The organism is Streptomyces sp. RK9, assembly GCF_045070545.1.
GTDB classification, from domain to species: domain Bacteria; phylum Actinomycetota; class Actinomycetes; order Streptomycetales; family Streptomycetaceae; genus Streptomyces; species Streptomyces alboflavus.
On the sequence record NZ_CP173704.1, the window covers coordinates 864,324 to 883,354 of the forward strand.

The following is a 19,031-nucleotide window of genomic DNA, read 5'->3' on the forward strand; positions in this document are numbered from 1 at the left end:
GCGCGCGCACCCGCGTACGGGCGCGCGCCGGAGCGTTACTTCAGCGCCAGCCAGGCCACCGCGGCCACGATCACGATCGCCGCGACCACGCCCACGATGAGGCCGATGCGCGGGCCCGCCGGGGCCGCCGCCTGCCGCTGCGCGCGGCCGCCCTGCGGCGGCTCGTCGACGAAGGCGCGGAACATCTGAGTGGAGCCCGCCGGGTCGTGCTGGCCCTCGGGGCCCGGGGCGCCCTGCGGTGCATGGGGGTTGTGTGCCATGGGGCAGGACCCTAGCGAATCCCCGCCGCCCGGCCCAACCCCCGCTGACCGGCGGCTTTACCTCCGTGGTCCGAGACCTTTGCCAGCCCTTTAGCCCGTTGGTCCGGTTTTAGTTTGCCTGTGGCAACCAACTGCTTCTATGGTTGCCCTAAGCAACGAAACATGAAGGTGGATGCCATGGCCGCACAGCGTGAATACGCGGAGCTGGCCCGCCAGCTCAGCGCCATCGGCGCCGTGAAGCGCGGCCTCGGCCGCGGCCTGCCCGCCGACTGCCCGAGCGGCTCCGCCGCCGTGCTCACGCTGCTCCAGCGCCACGGCGAGATGCGGATGAGCCGCCTCGCGGAACTCCTCGCCGTCGACATGTCGGTGACCAGCCGCCATGTCGCGCACGTCGCGGAGCGCGGCTGGATCGACCGGGCCCCGGACCCCGCGGACAGGCGCTCGCGCATCCTGCGGCTCACGCCCGCGGGCGAGGCCAAGTTCGAGGAGCTGTCCGAGCTGTCCATCGCCACCCTCGCCCACTACCTGCACGACTGGTCCGACGCCGACGTCGGCCACCTCAGCTCGTTGCTCGCACGCCTGCGTGCGGGGTTCGGGGACTGCCGCGCGGCTTCGGCCCGGCTCCCCGGACCGCCGCACGCGCTCGAAAAACCCTCCGAACCCACCCGTACACCCGCGTAAGAATCAGGAAAAGGAACCCATGGCAACATCCACACCGTCCGGTGTGCGGGGCAGCCATGCCAAGCACGGAGCGCACGGGCACCCCGACAGCGGCGCCCCGATGACGCACCGGCAGATCATGGAGGCCCTGTCCGGCCTCCTGCTCGGCATGTTCGTCGCGATCCTGTCGTCGACGATCGTCTCCAACGCCCTGCCCGAGATCATCGGTGACCTCGGCGGCGGCCAGTCCGCCTACACCTGGGTCGTCACCGCCGCACTGCTCTCGATGACGGCGAGCACCCCGCTGTGGGGCAAGCTGTCGGACCTCTTCAGCAAGAAGGCGCTCGTCCAGATAGCCCTGGTCATCTATGTCCTCGGCTCGGTCGTCGCCGGTCTCTCGCAGAACGCCGGGATGCTGATCGCCTGCCGCGTGGTGCAGGGCATCGGCGTCGGCGGCCTCTCGGCGCTCGCCCAGATCGTCATGGCCGCGATGATCTCCCCGCGCGAGCGCGGCCGTTACTCCGGCTACCTCGGCGCGACCTTCGCCGTCGCCACCGTCGGCGGCCCGCTGCTCGGCGGCGTCATCACCGACACCTCCTGGCTCGGCTGGCGCTGGTGCTTCTACGTCGGCGTGCCCTTCGCGATCATCGCCCTGATCGTGCTCCAGAAGACCCTGAAGCTGCCCGTCGTGAAGCGGCAGGTCAAGGTCGACTGGGCCGGCGCCTTCTTCATCACGGCCGCCGTCTCGCTGCTCCTGGTCTGGGTGACCTTCGCGGGCTCCGGCTCCGGCAAGAAGTACGACTGGCTGTCGTGGCAGTCGTACACGATGGTCGGCGGCTCGATCCTGCTCGGCCTGCTGTTCCTGCTCGTGGAGTCCAGGGCCAGCGAGCCGATCATCCCGCTGCGGCTGTTCCGCAACCGCACCATCGCCCTCGCCTCGGTCGCCTCGCTGTTCGTCGGCGTCGCGATGTTCGCGGGCACCGTCTTCTTCAGCCAGTACTTCCAGCTGGCGCGCGGCAAGTCGCCGACGATGTCCGGCGTCATGACGATCCCGATGATCGCGGGCCTGTTCGTGTCGTCCACCGTCTCGGGACAGCTGATCACCAAGACGGGCAAGTGGAAGGCCTGGCTGGTGAGCGGCGGTGTGCTGCTGACCGCGGGCCTCGGGCTCCTCGGCACCATGCGGTACGACACCGCGTACTGGCACATCGCCTGCTACATGGCCCTGATGGGCCTCGGCATCGGCATGATGATGCAGAACCTGGTGCTGTGCACGCAGAACCAGGTCGCGCCCGAGGACATCGGCGCCGCCAGCTCCGTCGTCACCTTCTTCCGTTCCCTCGGCGGCGCCATGGGCGTCTCGGCGCTCGGCGCCGTGATGTCGACGCGCATCACCGACTACGTGAAGGACGGCCTCGCCGACCTCGGCCCGCAGGGCGCCGCCCTCGGCCACGGCGGCACCGGCGGGGGCGGCATCCCGGACCTGGACGCGCTGCCCGCGCCGTTCCGGACCGTCATGGAGAGCGCCTACGGCCACGGCATCGCGGACGTGTTCCTGATCGCCGCGCCCATCGCGTTCCTCGCGTTCGTGGTCACCCTCTTCATCAAGGAGGTGCCGCTGCGCACGGCCGGAGCGCTCGCGCAGGCCGCCGAGTCCGGCGACACCTCCGCGCCCACCGTCACCACCGCCCCCGCGGCGACCGCCTCCGCACCGGCCGACCCCGAGCCCGTGCTCGCCGCCGTCGCCGCGCACACCGAGGCCGGACCCGAGGGCACCCAGCGGCTCGCCGCCACGGCGTCCGTCGCGGGCTCCGGCACGGCGGCCGCGCAGGACACCGGCGGGGGCGTGCCGGTACGCGGCTTCGTGCGCGGCGCCGAGAGCGCGCCCGTGCCCCGGGCCGCGGTCACGCTGATCTCCCTCGGCGGGCGGCAGCTCGGCCGCGCGGTCGCCCAGGACGACGGCTCCTACGCCGTGGACGCCCCCGGCGCCGGCTCGTACGTCCTGATCGCCTCCGCCGACGGGTTCCAGCCGCAGGCCTCGACCGTCGTGGTCGGCGCCGAGCCGCTCGCGTACGACCTGCTCCTGAGCGGCACCAGCGGGCTCGGCGGCGTCGTGCGCACCGCCGACGCGAAGCTGCCCGTGGCCGGCGCGATGGTCGTCGTGACCGATGTGCGCGGGGACGTGCTCGCCACCGGGACCTCCGGCGAGCAGGGCGACTTCGCCTTCGCCGAGCTGGTCCCGGGGCCCGTGACCGTCGCCGTGAACGCGGCCGGGCACCGCCCTGTGGCCCTGCCCGTCGAGGTGTCCGCCGTCGGCGTCACCCGCGTCGAGGTCGAACTGCGCTCCGGCGCGCGCGTGCTCGGCACCGTGCGGGCCGCGGGCGGGCCGCTGAACGGCGCGCGCGTCACGCTCGTCGACGCGGCCGGGAACGTCGTGGCCACCGCCACCACCGGGACGGACGGCGAGTACGCCTTCACCGACCTGGACGGCGGCGAGTACACGGTCATCGCGACCGGCTACCCGCCCGTGGCCACGGGCCTGACGGTCGGCGGCGACGGTGGCGACGGCGGCGTCGTCGAAGGGCACGACATCGAACTCGCCCACCCGGGCGAGTGATGGACCCCGCCTTGGGGCCGCGCTTTGAGCGGACGCGGCCCCGGGCGGTGCGTAGGGCCCCCGGGACGGTGGCGACGCGACGGTTGGGGACGGCCGGTCGCCACCGCCGGGGGCCGATTGCTTTTGTGGGCTGTCGCCCTGGGGGCACGGCCTTGTGGACTTCGGCAAGGAGTGGAAACGGGATGGGACTGACTGCGCGAGTTCGGACGCGGGACGGTTGGGCGGTACCGCACGCGGTCGTCACCGTCACCGACATGACGGGGACGCAGGTGCTGCGCGCCGACGCCGACGGCGAGGGCGTGGTGCGGGACGCCACGGAGCTGGCCGCCGGGCCGTACACCGTCATCGTCACCGCCGTCGGGTACGCGCCCGCGGCCGCCACCGCCCTGGTCACCGCGAGCGGCCGTGCCGACGTCGGCCAGGTCGTCCTCGGCCGCGCGGGCGGCACGGAGCTGCCGCCGCCCGGGCCGTGGACGATCGACCCCGTGCACTCGTCCGTGGCCGCCGTCGCCCAGCATCTGGGGATCTCCAGCGTGCGCGGGCGGTTCGGCGAGTTCTCGGGGCGTGTGGAGATCGCCGAGAACGCCGAGAACATGGAGAAGTCGCGGGTCGAGGCGGTCATAGGGGCCGCGTCCATCGACACCGGCAACGCGATGCGCGACGGGCACCTGAAGTCCGGCGACTTCCTGGACGTCGAGACGTACCCGGAGATCACCTACCGGTCGACCGGACTCGAACCCGCCGGATCCGACCGCTGGACCGTGCGCGGCGAACTCGGCATGCACGGCGTCGTACGCCCCGTCGACCTCGACCTGGCCTACCTCGGCACCGGCGCCGACCCGTGGGGCGGCACCCGCGCGGCCTTCCGCGCCACCGCCGAACTGCGCCGCGAGGACTTCGCCATGAACTACAACCAGGTGCTCCAGGCGGGCATCTCGGCGATCGGCACGACGCTGAAGGTGGAGCTGGACATCCAGGCGGTGCAGGGCGAGAGCCTGCCGCAGGGCTAGGCGGGTCCGGCGCTGCGGGCGCGGTCAGCGGCGTACCGTCGTGGCCATGACGCCCCCGAACATCGCCACCAACACCACCGTGTCCCTCGCGGAGTTGCTGGACTTCGTCCGGCCTCGGCACAGGGCCCTGCTGCTCACCACCCGCGCCGACGGCACCCCGCAGGCCTCCCCGCTGACCTGCGGGGTCGACGACTCGGGCCGGATCGTGGTCTCCACGTACCCCGAGCGCGCCAAGACCCGCAACGCCAAGCGGAACCCACGGGTCAGCGTGGTGGTCCTGTCGGACGAGTGGAACGGCCCGTGGGTCCAGGTCGACGGCAGCGCGGAGGTGATCGACGCCCCGGAGTCGGTGGAGCCGCTCGTCGAGTACTACCGCAACATCGCGGGCGAGCACCCCGACTGGGACGAGTACCGCGAGGCGATGCGGACGCAGGGCAAGTCGCTGATCCGCGTCACCCCGGAGCGGTGGGGTCCGGTGGCTACCGGGGGCTTTCCTCCTCGGTGACCCCCGTGGTGGCTCCCCCGGCCGGGGTTTCCCCGGCGGCGCCACGCTCCCCGTGCTCCCCGTCCCCGGCGAGGACGGCCGGGTCCAGCATCGACTCGATGCCCGCGATCATCAGGTCCAGGGCGATCGTGAAGTCCCTGGCCCACATCTCGGAGACGGTGCCCTCGCCGCGGGACTCCATGAGCTCCGCGGCGGACCGCACCGCCTCGTTGCTGGCGAGTTCCTCGTTCACCGTGCCGACGGCGTCCCTGAAGTACTCGTCCTGGGTCATGCCCGCGGCCGCGCAGCGCGCGAGGAAGTGCCCCTCGATGGTCCCGAAGCCGTACACGAACTGGAACACCGCGGCGATCGCGCCGTTCTGGCGGTAGGGCGTGAGCCCGGTGTTCCGCACGGCCTTCTGGATGGCGAGGGAGAACGCGAGCCAGTTCGGCCCGATGTTCAGGAACTCGCCGATCAGCGGCGACACCCAGGGGTGGCGGACCAGCAGGTCGCGGTATTCGGCGGCCAGTTCGCGCAGCTGCTCGCGCCACGCGTCGGGCGCGGCCTCGGTGTCGGGGAGGCGGACCTCCTCGGCGACCCGGTCGAGGGCCAGTTCGAGGAGGTCGTCCTTGGTGTCCACGTACCAGTACACGGACATCGCGGTGACGTTCAGCTCGGTGGCGAGCCTGCGCATGGAGAACTTGGCGAGGCCCTCGGCGTCCAGGAGCCGGATGGTCGCCTCGGTGATGCGGTCCCGGTCGAGTCCGCTCGGCTGGGCGCCCTTCCGGCTCGTGCCGCGCGGCGCCTTGCCCTCCAGCCAGACGCTCGTGCGGGCCGCTCGCCCGGCGCGGTCGGCCTTCGTCATGGCGCACCTTCCTGGTCCTGGTCGGCGTGCTGTGCTTCGTCAGCGCGCTGTGCTTCGCCCTGCTGGGTTCTACTCGGCGGCCGGGGTCGCCCGCTGCACAGAGTCTGCCCTCTCCGCCCGCCACAGCAACGCCGCCGCCAGCGCGCCGCCGAGGAACAGCGCCACCGCGCCGACGAGCTGACTCGTCTCCAGGCCGGACGAGAACGCGTCCGAGATCCGCTCCCGCTCGCCCGCCGAGCCCGCCGCCGCCATCGCCGCCGGGAACGACGTCGCCGACACCGCGACGAGCGCCGAGAAGCGGGAGCTGAGGACCGCGCCGAGCACGGCGACGCCGAGGCCGTTGCCGAACTCCGCGAGCGTGCCGTTGATGCCCGCGCCCACGCCGGCCTTCTCCACCGGGATCGCGCCCATGATGGCGTTGGCCATCGCGGGCATCGCGAACGAGATGCCCGCGCCCATCAGGACCAGGCCCGCCAGCATGCCCGAGTAGTCGTGCGCGCCGAACGACGCGACGACGGCGAGGCCGCCCGCCAGCATCGTCATGCCCGTCAGGATCGTGCCGGGCGTGCCCAGCTTGGCGTGCAGCTTCGCGCCGAGGCCCACGAGGTTCAGGGCGACCACGGTGACGGCGAGCGGCGCGGTGCGCAGGCCCGCCTCCAACGGCTCGTACCCGAGCACGAACTGCAGGTGCTGGGTGAGCAGGAACAGCGAGCCGCCGAGGCCGAAGGCCACCAGGACCGCGCCCATCACGGCGCCGATGAAGCGCTTGTTCTGGAAGAAGTGCATGTCCAGCATCGGGTACGGGATCCGCAGCTCCCACAGCGCGAAGGCGCCGAGGACGACCACGCCGACGCCCGCCGCCACCAGGACCTGTCCCGAGGTCCAGCCGTGCTCGGGCCCCGAGATGATCGCGTACACGACCGAGGCCATGCCTATGGTCGACAGGAGCGCGCCGAGCAGGTCGGGGCGGTCGCCCTGGGGGTTCTTGGACTCGGGCACCATCTTGACGACGGCGACGATGCCGACGAGCGCGACGGGGATGTTGATCAGGAAGATCGAGCCCCACCAGAAGTGGTTCAGCATGAAGCCGCCGAGCAGCGGACCCGCGGCGAAGCCGAGGGAGTTGACGGTCGCCCACAGGCCGATCGCCTTGACCCGCTCGGCGTCGTCGAAGAGCTGCACGACGACCGCGAGCGTCGTCGTCATCAGGAGCGCGCCGCCCACGCCCATGCCCGCGCGGGCCGCGATGAGCTGCGTGGAGGTCTGGGCGAGGCCCGCCGCGAGCGAGCCGATGCCGAACAGGGCCAGGCCCGCGGTCAGCAGCTTCTTGCGGCCGTAGCGGTCGGCGGCGCTGCCCGCGGTGAGCAGCAGGCCCGACTGCACCAGCGAGTACGCGTTGATCATCCACTGGATGTCGGCCGACGAGGCGTCCAGCTCGCTGGTGAGCGAGGGGATCGCGACGCTGAGGACGGTGTTGTCGAGCAGCACGGTGAGCTGGGCCAGGCAGATGACGCCGAGGATCAGCCAGCGCTGCGGGTGGCGGCCGTCGGGCGCGGTGACGGCTTCCGGGTTGTCGGCGGTGGTCGCCGTCATAAGGGGCTCCTTCTCTTCTACGGTGTACGTCGATGGGTAGACGTACACCGTAGAGGAAGTCCCATACGGTGTACAAGAGGGTTCTGGCGGGACGCTCAGTTCTTGGGGTCGGTGAGGTCGTAGAACGTGGCGTCCCCGGCGGTGACCTTGGTGAAGGTCTTCGTCACCCAGGTGGAGATCTGAGCCGCGGTGCCCTGGTCGCCGCCCGCGCCTGCGCCCGTGCCACCGCCTCCCCTGCCTCCGCCCATGCCGCCTCCGGCGATGAAGTAGTGGATCCTGCCGTCGGCCACGTAGCTCTTGAACTGGGCGAGGGTCGGGGACGGGTCGCTGCCGTTGAAGCCGCCGATGGCCATCACCGGCTCGCCGGTGGCGAGTTGGTGGCTCGCCGCGTTCTGCGAGCCGATCGCCGCGGCGGCCCAGGTGTAGTCACCGGCGTTCGCTTCCAGGAGGCGCTTCTCCTCGGTGCCGACCTGGGCGCCGTTGAGGAGGCCGCCCATGCCGCCGCGTTGGGCGGAGGGCTGGCCCTGCGGGCTCTGCGGGTTCTGTCGGCCCTGGCCCTGCTGCCCCGGAGGCTGGTTCGGTCGGCCTTGGCCTTGGGCCTGCCCCTGCCCCTGCCCCTGCTGCCCAGGAGGCCGACCCCCGCCGTCCCCGCCAGGACCACCGGCGCCCCCGGGCCCGCCGCCACCGCCAGGACCCCCGGGCCCACCGCCCATCCGCCCCGCCCCCGCGGGCCCCGCCGTCACGATCGACCCGGTGTGCGGGCTGTCCACCGTGGACAGCGTGTACGCCACCGGACCGGCGAGCGACGCCGCGAGGCCGACGCCGACGGCCGTGAGGGCGAGCCGCCGTCCGAGCCGGGCCGCGAGCAGCAGCCCCGCCGCGCCCGCGAGCCCCGCCACAAGGACGGCCCAGCGCAGCCACGGCACGTAGTCCGGCGTACGGCCGAGGAGTTCGTACGCCCACCAGGCCGTCACCGCGACCGCGCCGCCGAGCACCACGCCCGCCCACGCCCTGGCGCGCTCCTCCCACAGCACGGTCGCGCCCATGCCGACGAGCGCCGCGAGGTAGGGGGCGAGGGCCACCGTGTAGTACTGGTGGAAGATCCCGGCCATGAAGCTGAAGACGGCCGCGGTCATGAGGAGCGAGCCGCCCCAGGCCGCGAACGCCGCCCGCGCGGTGTCCGTCCTGCGCGCCCGCCACGTCACGATCAGGCCCCCGACCAGCAGGATCAGCGCGGCCGGAAGCAGCCAGGAGATCTGGCCGCCCACCTCGGAGTTGAACATCCTGCCGAGCCCGGTCTCGCCCCAGCGGCCCCCGCCGCCGGGTCCGCCGCCCCCGCCGACGCTGCCGGTCTCCTCGCCGTTGATGCGGCCGAGGCCGTTGTAGCCGAAGGTCAGCTCCAGGAAGGAGTTGTGCTGGGAGCCGCCGACGTACGGGCGCGAGGACTCGGGCCACAGCTCGACGACCGCGACCCACCAGCCGCCCGCGACGACCGTCGCGAGCCCGGACAGGGCGAGTTGGCCGAGGCGCTTGGGCAGCCGCACCGGCGCGCACACCGCGTACAGGACCGCGAGCGGCGGCAGGATCAGGAACGCCTGCAGGGTCTTGGCGAGGAACGCGAGGCCGACGGCGACGCCCGCCCCCACCAGCCACTTGGTGCGCCCGTGCTCCAGGGCGCGCAGGACGCAGTAGACGGTGACGGTCATCAGGAGCGCGAGCAGCGCGTCGGGGTTGTTGAAGCGGAACATCAGCGCGGCGACCGGCGTGAGCGCGAGGACCGCGCCCGCGATCAGCCCGGCGGCGGCGCTGAAGCGGCGGCGCACGGCGGCGTACAGGACGGCGACCGTGGCCACGCCCATCAGCGCCTGCGGAAGCAGGATCGCCCAGGAGCTGAGGCCGAAGAGCCGCACGGACAGGGCCATCGGCCAGAGCGCGGCCGGGGGCTTGTCGACGGTGATGGCGTTGCCCGCGTCCAGGGAGCCGAAGAACATCGCCTTCCAGCTCTGCCCACCGGCCTGCGCGGCGGCGGAGTAGAAGGAGTTGGCGTAGCCGGACGCGCCGAGGTCGTACACGTAGAGGACGGCCGTGGCCAGGAGCAGGCCGAGGAAGGCGGGGCGCACCCAGCGCGCGTCCTCGGCGCGGCCGCGCCACACCAGGGCCGCGGCGGGTGGATGGGTCGTGGTCATCGGGAGTTCCTCGCTTCGTACGTGTACGTGGGGGAGGGCGCCGGCTCCGTACCGGCCGGTGTCGGCTCCGTACGCCGGTCCGGGAACACCCACGCGCGGAGCAGCAGGAAGCGCAGGACGGTCGCCGCGAGGTTGGCGACGACGAGGACGGCCAGCTCGGTGCCGTGCGAGGCGTCATCGGCGGCCGCGTCGAGCGCCGCGAGGGAGCCGCTGGTCAGGGCCAGGCCGATGGCGAAGACCACCAGGCCCTGCGCCTGGTGGCGGACGGCGCGCGCACGGCCGCGTACTCCGAAGGTGAGCCTCCGGTTGGCCGCCGTGTTGGCGACGGCGGACACGAGGAGGGCCAGCGCGTTGGCCGCCTGCGACCCCGTGAACGTACGGAAGCCGGAGTACAGGAGGAGATAGAAGACAGTGGAGAGCACACCGACGACGCAGAAGCCGACGAGTTGGCGGGGCAGTGTGCGCGGTACGCCCTTCAGCGCGCGGTCGCGCGGATCGTCCCCGAAGGGGCGCACAAGCCGGTCAAGAGGGAGCGCGCCCACCGCGAGGGCGCGGCCCACGCGCCACACGCCCTTCAGGTCCTCGGCCGCCGTCCTGACGATGTGGACGGACGAGTCCGGGTCGTCGACCCAGTCGACGGGCACCTCGTGGATGCGCAGGCCCGCCCGCTCGGCGAGCACCAGCATCTCGGTGTCGAAGAACCACCCCGTGTCCTCGACCAGCGGCAGCAACTCCCCTGCCACATCCGCCCGGAGCGCCTTGAACCCGCACTGCGCGTCGGAGAACCGGGCGTGCAGCGAGCCCCGCAGGACGAGGTTGTACGCGCGCGAGACGAACTCCCGCTTGCCGCCGCGCACCACGCGTGAACTGCGCGCGAGCCGGGAGCCGATCGCCAGGTCCGAGTGGCCGGAGATCAGCGGCGCGACCAGCGGGAGCAGCGCGTTGAGGTCCGTGGACAGGTCCACGTCCATGTACGCGAGCACGGGCGCGTCCGAGGCGGACCAGACGGCGCGCAGCGCCCGCCCGCGCCCCTTCTCCTCAAGGCGTACGTACCGCACGTCGGGGACCTGCGCCGCGAGCCCGGCCCCCACCCGCGGGGTGCTGTCCGTGGAGGCGTTGTCGGCGATCGTGATCCGGAAGCGGTACGGGAAGGTCCGCGCGAGGTGGTCGCGCAGCCTGTGCACGGACGGCGGGAGGTCCTTCTCCTCGTTGTGGACCGGGATGACGATGTCGAGGACAGGTGGCGTCGGTACGTCGTGTCGGAGGCTGTGTGCGGGCAGGTGCGCCCGCGTCGGCAGCGTGCCCGATGGCCCCTTGGCAGAGTCGGTTGGCATGCGTCCGACGCTCGCCAAGCGCGCTGTCAGGGCTGTGTGGTGAGGCTGTGGCCCGTCTGTGAGTACGGGAGTTGTTCTTGGTGCGCGGGCAGGTGGACGGTGAACACCGTCTTGCCGGGCTCGCTCGTCACCGTCACGTCGCCGTCGTGCGCGGCCACGACCGCCCGCACGATCGCGAGGCCGAGACCCGTTGAACCGTGGGCGCGCGAGCGTGAGGAGTCGCCGCGCGCGAACCGTTCGAAGACGTGCGGAAGCAGGTCGGGCGGGATGCCGGGACCGTCGTCGGCGACGTCGACGCGCACCCGGGGCCCCTCGTGGCGCACGCGCGCGGTGACGGTGGTGCCCGGCGGAGTGTGGGTGCGGGCGTTGCCGAGGAGGTTCGCCAGGACCTGGTGGACGCGGGCCGGGTCGGCGAGGACGAGCGCGGGGTCCGGCGGCAGGTCGAGGCGCCAGGTGTGGTCGGGTCCCGCGGCGCGGGCGTCGCTGAGGACGTCGACGACGAGGGGGGAGAGGTCGGTGGGTTCGTACGTGAGGGGGCCCGGGGCCGGGCCCCGGAGCGCCGGGGCCGACGTACCGCCGCCGGGGCCGGCGCCGCGGTCCACGTCCAGGCGGGCGAGCAGCAGCAGGTCCTCGACCAGGCCGGTCATCCGGGTGGCCTCGGACTCGATGCGGCCGAGGGCGTGCCGGGTGTCGGGGCCCGCCTCCTCGTGGCCCCTGCGGGTCAGTTCGGCGTAGCCGCGGATGGAGGCGAGCGGGGTGCGCAGCTCGTGGCCGGCGTCGGCGACGAACTGGCGCACCCGGGTCTCGCTGCGCTGGCGCGCGTGCAGCGCCGAGTGGACGTGGTCGAGCATGCGGTTGAGCGCGGCGCCGACCTGGCCGACCTCGGTGCGGGCGTCGGCCTCGGCGTCGGGGACGCGTTCGTGGAGGGCCACCTCGCCGCTGTGCAGGGGGAGTTCGGAGACGCGGGTGGCGGTGGCGGCGACGCGGCGCAGCGGGCGCAGGGTCACGCCGACCATCGCCGCGCCCGCGAGCGAGGCGGCGACCAGGCCCGCGGCGGTGACGCTGACCTCGGTGACGACGAGCGTGCTGAGGGTGGTGGTGACCTTGGTGGTGGGCAGGCCGACGAGGTAGTCGCCGAAGCGGCCGCTGGTGTACTCGACGCGGTACTCGCCCAGTTCCGGTACGTCCACGGTGTGCGGCTTGCCGTCGCGGGCCACGTCGGCGAGGGCGTCGAGCTGGTCGGCGTCGAGGGACTTGGCGATGGATTCGGGGGCGCCGCTCGACACGTCGGGCTCGGTGCTGACGGCGCCCTCGGTGAGGGTGCCGTCCTCGCCGACGACGGCGCCCACGGTGCCGACCTCCTGCGGGCCCTTGGTGACGAACCGCAGGGGTCCGCCCCCGTCGGGCCCGTCGTCGCGGTGCTCCGGCAGCTGCCCCGCGTCCTCGGGCGGCCCGGCCGCGCGCATCGAGACCTGCCGGAGAGCGCCGTCCACCTGCTCGTACAGATGCGACCGCAGCGCGATCGTCGTGACCGTGCCGATCACCGCGCACACGACGGCGATCAGCGCGACGGCGGAGACGACGAGACGGGTGCGGAGGGTGCGGGGCTTGCGTGCGCGCAACGCGCGGGGCTTGCGGGTCCGCGGGTGGCCCGGGAGGCTCACGCCGCCAGGACGGCGGGCTTGATCAGGTACCCGGCGCCCCGCCGCGTGTGGATCATCGGCTCACGCCCGGCGTCGATCTTCCGCCGCAGATACGAGATGTACAGCTCGACGACGTTGGCCTGGCCCCCGAAGTCGTAGCTCCACACCCGGTCGAGGATCTGCGCCTTGCTGAGCACGCGCCGCGGGTTGCGCATCAGGTAGCGCAGCAGCTCGAACTCGGTGGCGGTGAGGTGGATGGAGTCGCCGCCGCGGGTCACCTCGTGGCTGTCCTCGTCGAGGGTGAGGTCGCCGACGGCGAGCACGGACTCGCTGCGCCGCCCGGACGCGCAGGAGCGCCGGATGAGCCCGCGCAGGCGCGCGACGACCTCTTCGAGGCTGAACGGCTTGGTCACGTAGTCGTCGCCGCCCGCGGTGAGCCCGGCGATGCGGTCCTCGACGGCGTCCTTGGCGGTCAGGAACAGCACGGGCACGTCCGGCAGTTCGCGGCGCAGCCGTCCGAGCACGGCCAGGCCGTCCATGTCCGGCAGCATCATGTCGAGCACGACGGCGTCCGGCCGGAAGCTCCGCGCGGCCCGCACCGCGCCCGCGCCGTCGTCGGCGCTGCGGATCTCCCAGCCCTCGTACCGCAGCGCCATCGAGAGCAGCTCGGTGAGCGACACCTCGTCATCCACGACGAGTACGCGGACGGGGCTCCCGTCCGGCCTGAGCAGTTCGATACGCCCCTGGGGCGAGGTCGTGGTCATGCCCTCAGGGTGGTCGGCAGCCGTGAGAGGGGGCTTTCGGGTACCTGTGAATTCCCTGAGAAAACGCGGCGCCGCGCGGGACGGGGCCGCCGCGCTGGACGGGGCCGCCCCAGGGCCCGGCGCACCCGAGCCGGGGCTCGTCCGAGCCCGACGTCACGCCCACCCGGCCTCACTCCAGCCCGAACAGCCTCGCCCCGTTCCCGTGGCACACCGCCCGCAGCCAGTCGTCGCCGAGCCCGAGCCGCTCCAGCGCCTCCAGCTGGTGGACGTACCCGTACGGGATGTTGGGGAAGTCCGTCCCGAGCAGGATCCGCCCGCCGAGCCCCAGGTCCGCGAGCCGCCCGAGCTCCCCGCGCGGGAACGGCGTCGTCGCCTCGCTGAAGTCCGTGAACGCCATCGTCGTGTCGAGCCGCACCCCCTCGTACCGCTCGGCCAGGTCCATGAAGTCCGCGTACTCCGGCATCCCCATGTGCGCCACCACCAGCGGCAGCCGAGGATGCCGCGCGAGCAGCCGCCCCACCGGCTCGGGCCCGGTGTGCTTGCCGGGCGCCGGGCCCGAGCCGCAGTGCATCACCACCGGGATCCCGGCCTCCGCGAGCAGCCCCCACGCCGGGTCGAGCAGCGGGTCGTTCGGGTCGTACGCCCCCACCTGCACATGCGACTTGAACACCCGAGCACCGCCCTCGACGGCCGCACGCACATACCGCGCCGCCTCCGGCTCGGGGAACAGCGTCGCCGTGTGCAGGCAGTCCGGCGTCCGCGCGGCGAACTCCGCCGCCCACCCGTTGAGCCACTCCGCCATGCCCGCCTTGTGCGGGTACAGCATCGACGTGAACGCCCGCACCCCGAACCCGCGCAGCACCGCGAGCCGCCGCTCCTCGTCGTGCCGGTACACGATCGGCCACCGCACGCCCGTGAGCGGCCCGACCGAGTCGAAGTAAGCCCACACCTTCCTGAGGACCCGCTCCGGCATGAAGTGGGTGTGTACGTCGACGAGTCCGGGAAGGCCCAGCCGCTCCCAGAACGCGGTGACCCGCTCGGCCTCGGCCACCGCTTGCTCCGCTGTCGCTTCCTCGCCCGTTCCTTCCGCGCTCGCCTCTTCCTCGCCCACGTCGGCCGCCCTCTCCTCCCCGTCCTCACCCACTGCCGTAGCTCCGCTCGACCTTGGCCACGTGCACCACGTAGTCCTCGTACCACTCCTTGCGGCCGCGCGCCCGCGCCTCCCTGTGCTCCGGGTCACCGCGCCAGGCCGCGATGGCCTTCTCGTCGCGGAAGTAGCCGACGGTCACGCCGAGCCCGCCCGGCGTCCGCGCCGAGTCCATCCCGAGGTACCCGGGCACGGAGGTCACCAGCTCCTCCAGGCGGTCGGCGGTCGCGCCGTAGTCGTTGTCCCCCGGGGTGCGCAGGGACGTGAACACGACGGCGTAGTAGGGGGGCTCGAAGGGTGGGGTGGGTCTGACGGGTCCGGCGTTCCCGGCTTCAGCAGCAAGCTCTTGATCACTCATGGCACACACAGTCCGCCGTGCGCCGAGCCCCTGTCCACCCTTCGGCCCCGTCATTGCCGAACGGGCGGCAGGTCTTTGCCTTCCGGTCTCCAAAGGCCCTCCGGGGCCGGGTCATGGGGCTCCCCCAGGGCCCGCGCCACGGCCTTCCCCATGGGCCCGCGCCGCCGCACCCTCAGAACAACCCGCCCTGCACCACCGGCATCCCCCGCACCGGAACCGTCACCCCCGACCACTCGCCATCCCCCGCGTCACCTCCCGTCTCCCTCAGCCCACCCAGCCGCCACCCGCTCATCAACCGACTGTCGATCACCACCCCCTGACCACTCACCGCCACATACAGGTCCGGCCCAGCGGCAGCGACCAGCTCCCCCGCCACGACCCCGCCGTCCACCAGCTCGTCCACGACCCGCCCCGCCGCGCCGAACCCCCCGATCGCCGCGAGCCCGAACGTCTCACCGTGGTCCACGACCTCGCACGGCAGCCGCTCCAACGACTCGGGCCAGTCGCCGAGCGCCGCCGCCCTCCGGTGCACCTCCGCCAGCTCCCCGGCCCGCTCCGCCACCCCGGGCAGCCGCGCCCGCAGGGCCCGCTTGCGCTCGTACGGAATCCGGTCCGGGACGCCGAGCGCGGTCCGCAGCAGCTCCTCCGTCCTTCGCGCGGCCATCAACGGCCCCTGGCCGAGCCAGGTGTAGGCCACGGCCCCCTGTTCGAGCAGCCGCGCCCCGCCCCGCGCGACCCCCGTGATCCCCACCTTGACCAGGCCGGGCCCGAACCACGCCACGTACACGTGGTACGGCCGCGGGTCGTCGGCGAACGTGTCCGCCGCGACCGAGTGCGCCCGGTCGACGCGCGCGCACTCCTCGCACTGGGCCCGCGTGACCCGCCCCGCCACCGCCGCGCCCACCGGACAGGCCGTCCACCGCCCGCCCCGCCACACCCCGAGGCAGCACCGCCCGCCCCGCACCCGGAAGGCCACCGCGCCCCCGAACTCCAGCCGGCTCTCCCGCTCGCCCCGCCCCGGCGCGTACCACCCCAGAACGGGCCCGTCACCGACCCGCCACCGCACCCCCGTGCACCACCACGTCATGCGAAAAGCATGCAGCACCCCACTGACAACGCCCCTGACCAGCACGGACGCGTCGACGGCCGAACGGTCAGGTCGAGTCCGCCTGATTAAGGGTCACGTACGGCATTTTCGGACGGGTCCCCACGTTGCCCAAGAGCACCGTCCGCACCATGACCCGAAAGACCCGAAGACCCGAAGACCGAGAGACCCGAAAGAAAGGGCCGAAGCATGGCTGTCGTCGCCGAGCTGTCGTACTACCCCGTGAAGGGCTGCGCCGGAACACCGGCCGGCGAGGCCGTCCTGACACCGGCGGGCCTGGCGCACGACCGCAGCTTCATGGTCGTCAGCGAGGAAGGGGTGTACCGAACACAGCGGCGGGACCCGAAGCTGGCCCTGATCCGCCCGGCCGTCGACGCGGACGGCGCCCGCCTGACGCTCGGGGCGCCGGGTCACGACGACGTCCGTGTGGACGTCGACACGACCGGCCCGCGCCGGGACGTCGACCTGTTCGGGGCCGCGTACACGGGCATCGACCAGGGGGACGCGGTGGCGGCATGGCTGTCGGACTTCCTGGGCGCCGCGAGCCGGCTCGTCCGCGTACCGCCGGAGCACCACCGCGTGACCGACGGCCGGATCCCCGGCACCTCGGGCTACGCCGACAGCAGCGCCCTGCACCTCATCTCCCGTGCCACCGTGGACCTGTTGAACGAGAAGCTCGGCGAGCGGGGCGCCGAGCGCCTGCCGATGGACCGCTTCCGCCCCAACATCGTCGTCGCGGGCTGGGACGAGCCGCACACCGAGGACCGCGCCCATCACCTGACGATCGGCACCGCCGAACTGGGCTACACGAAACCGGCGATACGCTGCGCGGTCACCCTCGTCGACCAGGACGCCGGCCGCCGCGCGGGCCCGGAACCGCTGCGCACGCTCGCCTCGTACCGCCGCGCGCCCCAGGGCGGGGTGGCCCTCGGCACGAAGTACGCGGTCCTGAACCCCGGCAAGATCTCCGTCGGCGACGAGGTGGCGGTGGGCACCTGGGCGGACCCCGAGGTCCCGTAGGAGCAAAGCCCTCCGGGAAGAATCGGGTGGACACCACACCGAACGGTGGACGAACCTGCGAAGGCGACCACGACCGGCACCGCGCGTCGCCCACCGGGCCGCACGGCACGGCATGGCACCGCACGACGCCGCACGCACCCACCGCACCGAGGAGCAGACCAGCCATGCCACCCCTCCCCCTCACCCCCGACCCGAACGTGCTGCACCCGATGCCGGACCAGCCGCGCGTGGTGCTCCTCCGCCCCCTGATCACCTCGCCGTTGATCGAGGCGGGCGAGTTCTCGTACTACGACGACCCGGACGACGCCACGGCCTTCGAGACCCGGAACGTCCTCTACCACTACGGCCCGGAGAAGCTGGTCATCGGAAAGTTCTGCGCGCTCGGCGAGGGCGTGAGGTTCATCATGAACGGCGCCAACCACCGCATGGACGGCGCGTCCACCTTCCCGTTCCCGATCATGGGCGGCCCCTGGTCCGAGCACTTCGACCTGATCAGCGGCCTGCCGGGACGCGGCGACACGGTCATCGGCCACGACGTCTGGTTCGGCTACCGCACGATGGTGATGCCGGGCGTCCGCATCGGCCACGGCGCGATCATCGCCTCCGGCTCGGTCGTGGTCGACGACGTACCCGACTACGGCATCGTCGGCGGCAACCCGGCCAAGCTCATCCGCCACCGCTACGACCCCGAGGACGTGGCCCGCCTCCTCGAACTCGCCTGGTGGGACTGGCCCCTGGAGCACATCACCGCCCACGTCCGCACGATCATGTCCGGCTCGGTCGACGCGCTGGAGGCGGCGGCTCCCTGAACCGGCCGCCGCGCCGGGGCGGCCCCGTCCCCACCACCGGGGCTGACCCCGTCCCCGCCGCCGGACTAGGATCCGGACCATGGCCCCTCTGACCATGGACGACGTCGACCGGTTCGAGGCCTCCAGGCCCCGCCTGGAGGCCATCGCCTACCGCCTCCTCGGCTCCTCCAGCGAGGCCGAGGACGCCGTGCAGGACACCTTCCTGCGCTGGCAGGGCGCCGACGTCGACCGCATCGAGGTCCCCGAGGCCTGGCTGACGAAGGTCCTCACCAACCTGTGCCTCAACCAGCTCACCTCGGCCCGCGCGCGCCGCGAGACCTATGTGGGCGAGTGGCTCCCCGAGCCCCTGCTCGCCGGCGACCCGATGCTGGGCCCCGCCGACACCGCCGAACAGCGCGAGTCGGTCTCGTACGCGGTCCTCACCGTCCTGGAACGCCTCTCCCCCAACGAGCGTGCGGTGTACGTGCTGCGGGAGGCCTTCGCGTACACGCACCGCGAGATCGCCGAGATCCTGGACATCACCGACGCCGCCAGCCAGCAGCTCTTCCACCGCGCCAAGCAGCGGGTCGCGGACGGCCGCGCCCGCACCGACATCGACGAGGCAGCGGCCCGGCGGGTCGTCGAGGAGTTCCTGGCGGCCGCGACCAGCGGCAACACCGACCAGCTCGTGCGGATGCTCACCGACGACGCCATCGCCATCGGCGACGGCGGCGGCAAGATCCCGGCCCGCGCGAAGCCGTTCCAGGGCGCGGTGGCGGTCGCGAAGTTCATGTGGGGCCTGTTCAAGCCCGGCAAGGCCAAGCGGGACTTCGTCGGCGGCACGGCCGAGGTGTACGCGACGACGGCCAACGGCGGCCCCGCCGTCGTCGCGGTCGTCGACGGCCGGGTCGTCGGCGTCCTGTGCCTGGAGGTCACCCCCGAGGGCATCACCGCGTTCCGCAACCAGGTGAACCCGGACAAGCTGGTCCGCGCGACCGAGCGCTGGGCGACCGAGGACCACGGAAACCCCCTGTTCAACGCCTTCTGACCCGTCCCGGCCCGCTCGGTCCACACCACCTGGCCGCCCCCGCCCCCCTCATGTGACCTGCTTCACACCTCACCCCTGTCAGAAATCCGTGGGCCATCCGGTTCAAGGTGCGAACCCCGCGGAAGAGCCGACGACGCGGAAGAGCCGAG

The 19,031-nt window shown here is 72.9% G+C and carries 17 protein-coding genes; 7 read left to right on the forward strand and 10 right to left on the reverse strand.

Going from position 1 to position 19,031, the window contains the following annotated elements; all coding sequences use genetic code 11:
• Positions 1-35 precede the first annotated feature (35 nt).
• The gene (locus AB6L24_RS23990; protein ID WP_380843375.1) at positions 36-260 is read right to left on the reverse strand and encodes a hypothetical protein; all 225 of its coding nucleotides are present in this window, start codon (positions 258-260) and stop codon (positions 36-38) included.
• A gap of 177 nt (positions 261-437) precedes the next feature.
• On the opposite strand from AB6L24_RS23990, the gene AB6L24_RS23995 reads away from it, so the two are divergent.
• The 4 genes from AB6L24_RS23995 (at position 438) to AB6L24_RS24010 (ending at position 5,052) form a co-directional block, all read left to right on the forward strand.
• Positions 438-941 carry a MarR family winged helix-turn-helix transcriptional regulator gene (locus AB6L24_RS23995; RefSeq protein ID WP_405658261.1) on the forward strand — a complete coding sequence of 168 codons (504 nt, stop codon included), beginning with the start codon at positions 438-440 and terminating at the stop codon, positions 939-941.
• A 19-nt stretch (positions 942-960) separates the two neighbouring features.
• Positions 961-3,537 carry an MFS transporter gene (locus AB6L24_RS24000; protein ID WP_405658264.1) on the forward strand — a complete coding sequence of 859 codons (2,577 nt, stop codon included), beginning with the start codon at positions 961-963 and terminating at the stop codon, positions 3,535-3,537.
• A gap of 182 nt (positions 3,538-3,719) precedes the next feature.
• Positions 3,720-4,547 carry a YceI family protein gene (locus AB6L24_RS24005; RefSeq protein WP_405658266.1) on the forward strand — a complete coding sequence of 276 codons (828 nt, stop codon included), beginning with the start codon at positions 3,720-3,722 and terminating at the stop codon, positions 4,545-4,547.
• 46 nt (positions 4,548-4,593) lie between these two features.
• Positions 4,594-5,052, forward strand: coding sequence for a PPOX class F420-dependent oxidoreductase (locus AB6L24_RS24010; protein ID WP_405658268.1), 459 nt, complete (start codon positions 4,594-4,596; stop codon positions 5,050-5,052).
• Here the strand turns inward: AB6L24_RS24010 and AB6L24_RS24015 are convergent.
• The 9 genes from AB6L24_RS24015 to AB6L24_RS24055 form a co-directional block, all read right to left on the reverse strand.
• Positions 5,027-5,896 carry a TetR/AcrR family transcriptional regulator gene (locus tag AB6L24_RS24015; protein WP_405658270.1) on the reverse strand — a complete coding sequence of 290 codons (870 nt, stop codon included), beginning with the start codon at positions 5,894-5,896 and terminating at the stop codon, positions 5,027-5,029. The genes AB6L24_RS24010 and AB6L24_RS24015 overlap by 26 nt on opposite strands.
• Before the next feature lie 69 nt (positions 5,897-5,965).
• On the reverse strand, positions 5,966-7,489 hold the full coding sequence (locus tag AB6L24_RS24020) for an MFS transporter (protein WP_405658272.1): 1,524 nt from the start codon (positions 7,487-7,489) through the stop codon (positions 5,966-5,968).
• A gap of 95 nt (positions 7,490-7,584) precedes the next feature.
• Positions 7,585-9,675 (reverse strand): ArnT family glycosyltransferase, encoded by a 2,091-nt coding sequence (locus tag AB6L24_RS24025; protein ID WP_405658274.1) that lies wholly within the window; start codon positions 9,673-9,675, stop codon positions 7,585-7,587.
• A complete protein-coding gene (locus tag AB6L24_RS24030) occupies positions 9,672-11,009 on the reverse strand; it encodes a glycosyltransferase (RefSeq protein WP_405658277.1) in 1,338 nt (445 codons plus the stop codon). Before AB6L24_RS24030 ends, AB6L24_RS24025 begins: the two co-directional genes overlap by 4 nt.
• 26 nt (positions 11,010-11,035) lie before the next feature.
• Complete coding sequence (locus tag AB6L24_RS24035; RefSeq protein ID WP_405658279.1) at positions 11,036-12,631, reverse strand: sensor histidine kinase; 1,596 nt, start codon at positions 12,629-12,631, stop codon at positions 11,036-11,038.
• A gap of 38 nt (positions 12,632-12,669) precedes the next feature.
• Positions 12,670-13,416, reverse strand: coding sequence for a response regulator transcription factor (locus AB6L24_RS24040; RefSeq protein WP_405658281.1), 747 nt, complete (start codon positions 13,414-13,416; stop codon positions 12,670-12,672).
• Between the two features lie 169 nt (positions 13,417-13,585).
• Positions 13,586-14,467 (reverse strand): amidohydrolase family protein, encoded by an 882-nt coding sequence (locus tag AB6L24_RS24045; RefSeq protein ID WP_405663292.1) that lies wholly within the window; start codon positions 14,465-14,467, stop codon positions 13,586-13,588.
• 85 nt (positions 14,468-14,552) lie between these two features.
• Positions 14,553-14,921: an antibiotic biosynthesis monooxygenase family protein gene (locus AB6L24_RS24050; protein WP_380843352.1), complete on the reverse strand. Its 369-nt coding sequence runs from the start codon at positions 14,919-14,921 to the stop codon at positions 14,553-14,555.
• A gap of 172 nt (positions 14,922-15,093) precedes the next feature.
• The gene (locus AB6L24_RS24055) at positions 15,094-16,008 is read right to left on the reverse strand and encodes a DUF2797 domain-containing protein (protein ID WP_405658284.1); all 915 of its coding nucleotides are present in this window, start codon (positions 16,006-16,008) and stop codon (positions 15,094-15,096) included.
• A gap of 207 nt (positions 16,009-16,215) precedes the next feature.
• Here AB6L24_RS24055 and AB6L24_RS24060 point away from each other — a divergent pair, with 207 nt between their 5' ends.
• The 3 genes from AB6L24_RS24060 (at position 16,216) to AB6L24_RS24070 (ending at position 18,882) form a co-directional block, all read left to right on the forward strand.
• Positions 16,216-17,046, forward strand: a complete 831-nt coding sequence (locus AB6L24_RS24060; protein WP_405658286.1) for an MOSC domain-containing protein — start codon at positions 16,216-16,218, stop codon at positions 17,044-17,046.
• A gap of 164 nt (positions 17,047-17,210) precedes the next feature.
• Positions 17,211-17,855, forward strand: coding sequence for a CatB-related O-acetyltransferase (locus AB6L24_RS24065; RefSeq protein ID WP_405658288.1), 645 nt, complete (start codon positions 17,211-17,213; stop codon positions 17,853-17,855).
• Between the two features lie 79 nt (positions 17,856-17,934).
• Positions 17,935-18,882, forward strand: a complete 948-nt coding sequence (locus tag AB6L24_RS24070; RefSeq protein ID WP_405658290.1) for an RNA polymerase sigma-70 factor — start codon at positions 17,935-17,937, stop codon at positions 18,880-18,882.
• The last annotated feature ends 149 nt before the right edge of the window (positions 18,883-19,031 follow it).

Coding starts and splice junctions, on each gene's coding strand:
- AB6L24_RS24020 (WP_405658272.1), bottom strand. CDS start 7,489: ATGACGGCGACCACCGCCGACAACCCGGAAGCCGTCACCGCGCCCGAC.
- AB6L24_RS24025 (WP_405658274.1), bottom strand. CDS start 9,675: ATGACCACGACCCATCCACCCGCCGCGGCCCTGGTGTGGCGCGGCCGC.
- AB6L24_RS24000 (WP_405658264.1), top strand. CDS start 961: ATGGCAACATCCACACCGTCCGGTGTGCGGGGCAGCCATGCCAAGCAC.
- AB6L24_RS23995 (WP_405658261.1), top strand. CDS start 438: ATGGCCGCACAGCGTGAATACGCGGAGCTGGCCCGCCAGCTCAGCGCC.
- AB6L24_RS23990 (WP_380843375.1), bottom strand. CDS start 260: ATGGCACACAACCCCCATGCACCGCAGGGCGCCCCGGGCCCCGAGGGC.
- AB6L24_RS24050 (WP_380843352.1), bottom strand. CDS start 14,921: ATGAGTGATCAAGAGCTTGCTGCTGAAGCCGGGAACGCCGGACCCGTC.
- AB6L24_RS24055 (WP_405658284.1), bottom strand. CDS start 16,008: ATGACGTGGTGGTGCACGGGGGTGCGGTGGCGGGTCGGTGACGGGCCC.
- AB6L24_RS24070 (WP_405658290.1), top strand. CDS start 17,935: ATGGCCCCTCTGACCATGGACGACGTCGACCGGTTCGAGGCCTCCAGG.
- AB6L24_RS24005 (WP_405658266.1), top strand. CDS start 3,720: ATGGGACTGACTGCGCGAGTTCGGACGCGGGACGGTTGGGCGGTACCG.
- AB6L24_RS24040 (WP_405658281.1), bottom strand. CDS start 13,416: ATGACCACGACCTCGCCCCAGGGGCGTATCGAACTGCTCAGGCCGGAC.
- AB6L24_RS24060 (WP_405658286.1), top strand. CDS start 16,216: ATGGCTGTCGTCGCCGAGCTGTCGTACTACCCCGTGAAGGGCTGCGCC.
- AB6L24_RS24015 (WP_405658270.1), bottom strand. CDS start 5,896: ATGACGAAGGCCGACCGCGCCGGGCGAGCGGCCCGCACGAGCGTCTGG.
- AB6L24_RS24010 (WP_405658268.1), top strand. CDS start 4,594: ATGACGCCCCCGAACATCGCCACCAACACCACCGTGTCCCTCGCGGAG.
- AB6L24_RS24065 (WP_405658288.1), top strand. CDS start 17,211: ATGCCACCCCTCCCCCTCACCCCCGACCCGAACGTGCTGCACCCGATG.
- AB6L24_RS24030 (WP_405658277.1), bottom strand. CDS start 11,009: ATGCCAACCGACTCTGCCAAGGGGCCATCGGGCACGCTGCCGACGCGG.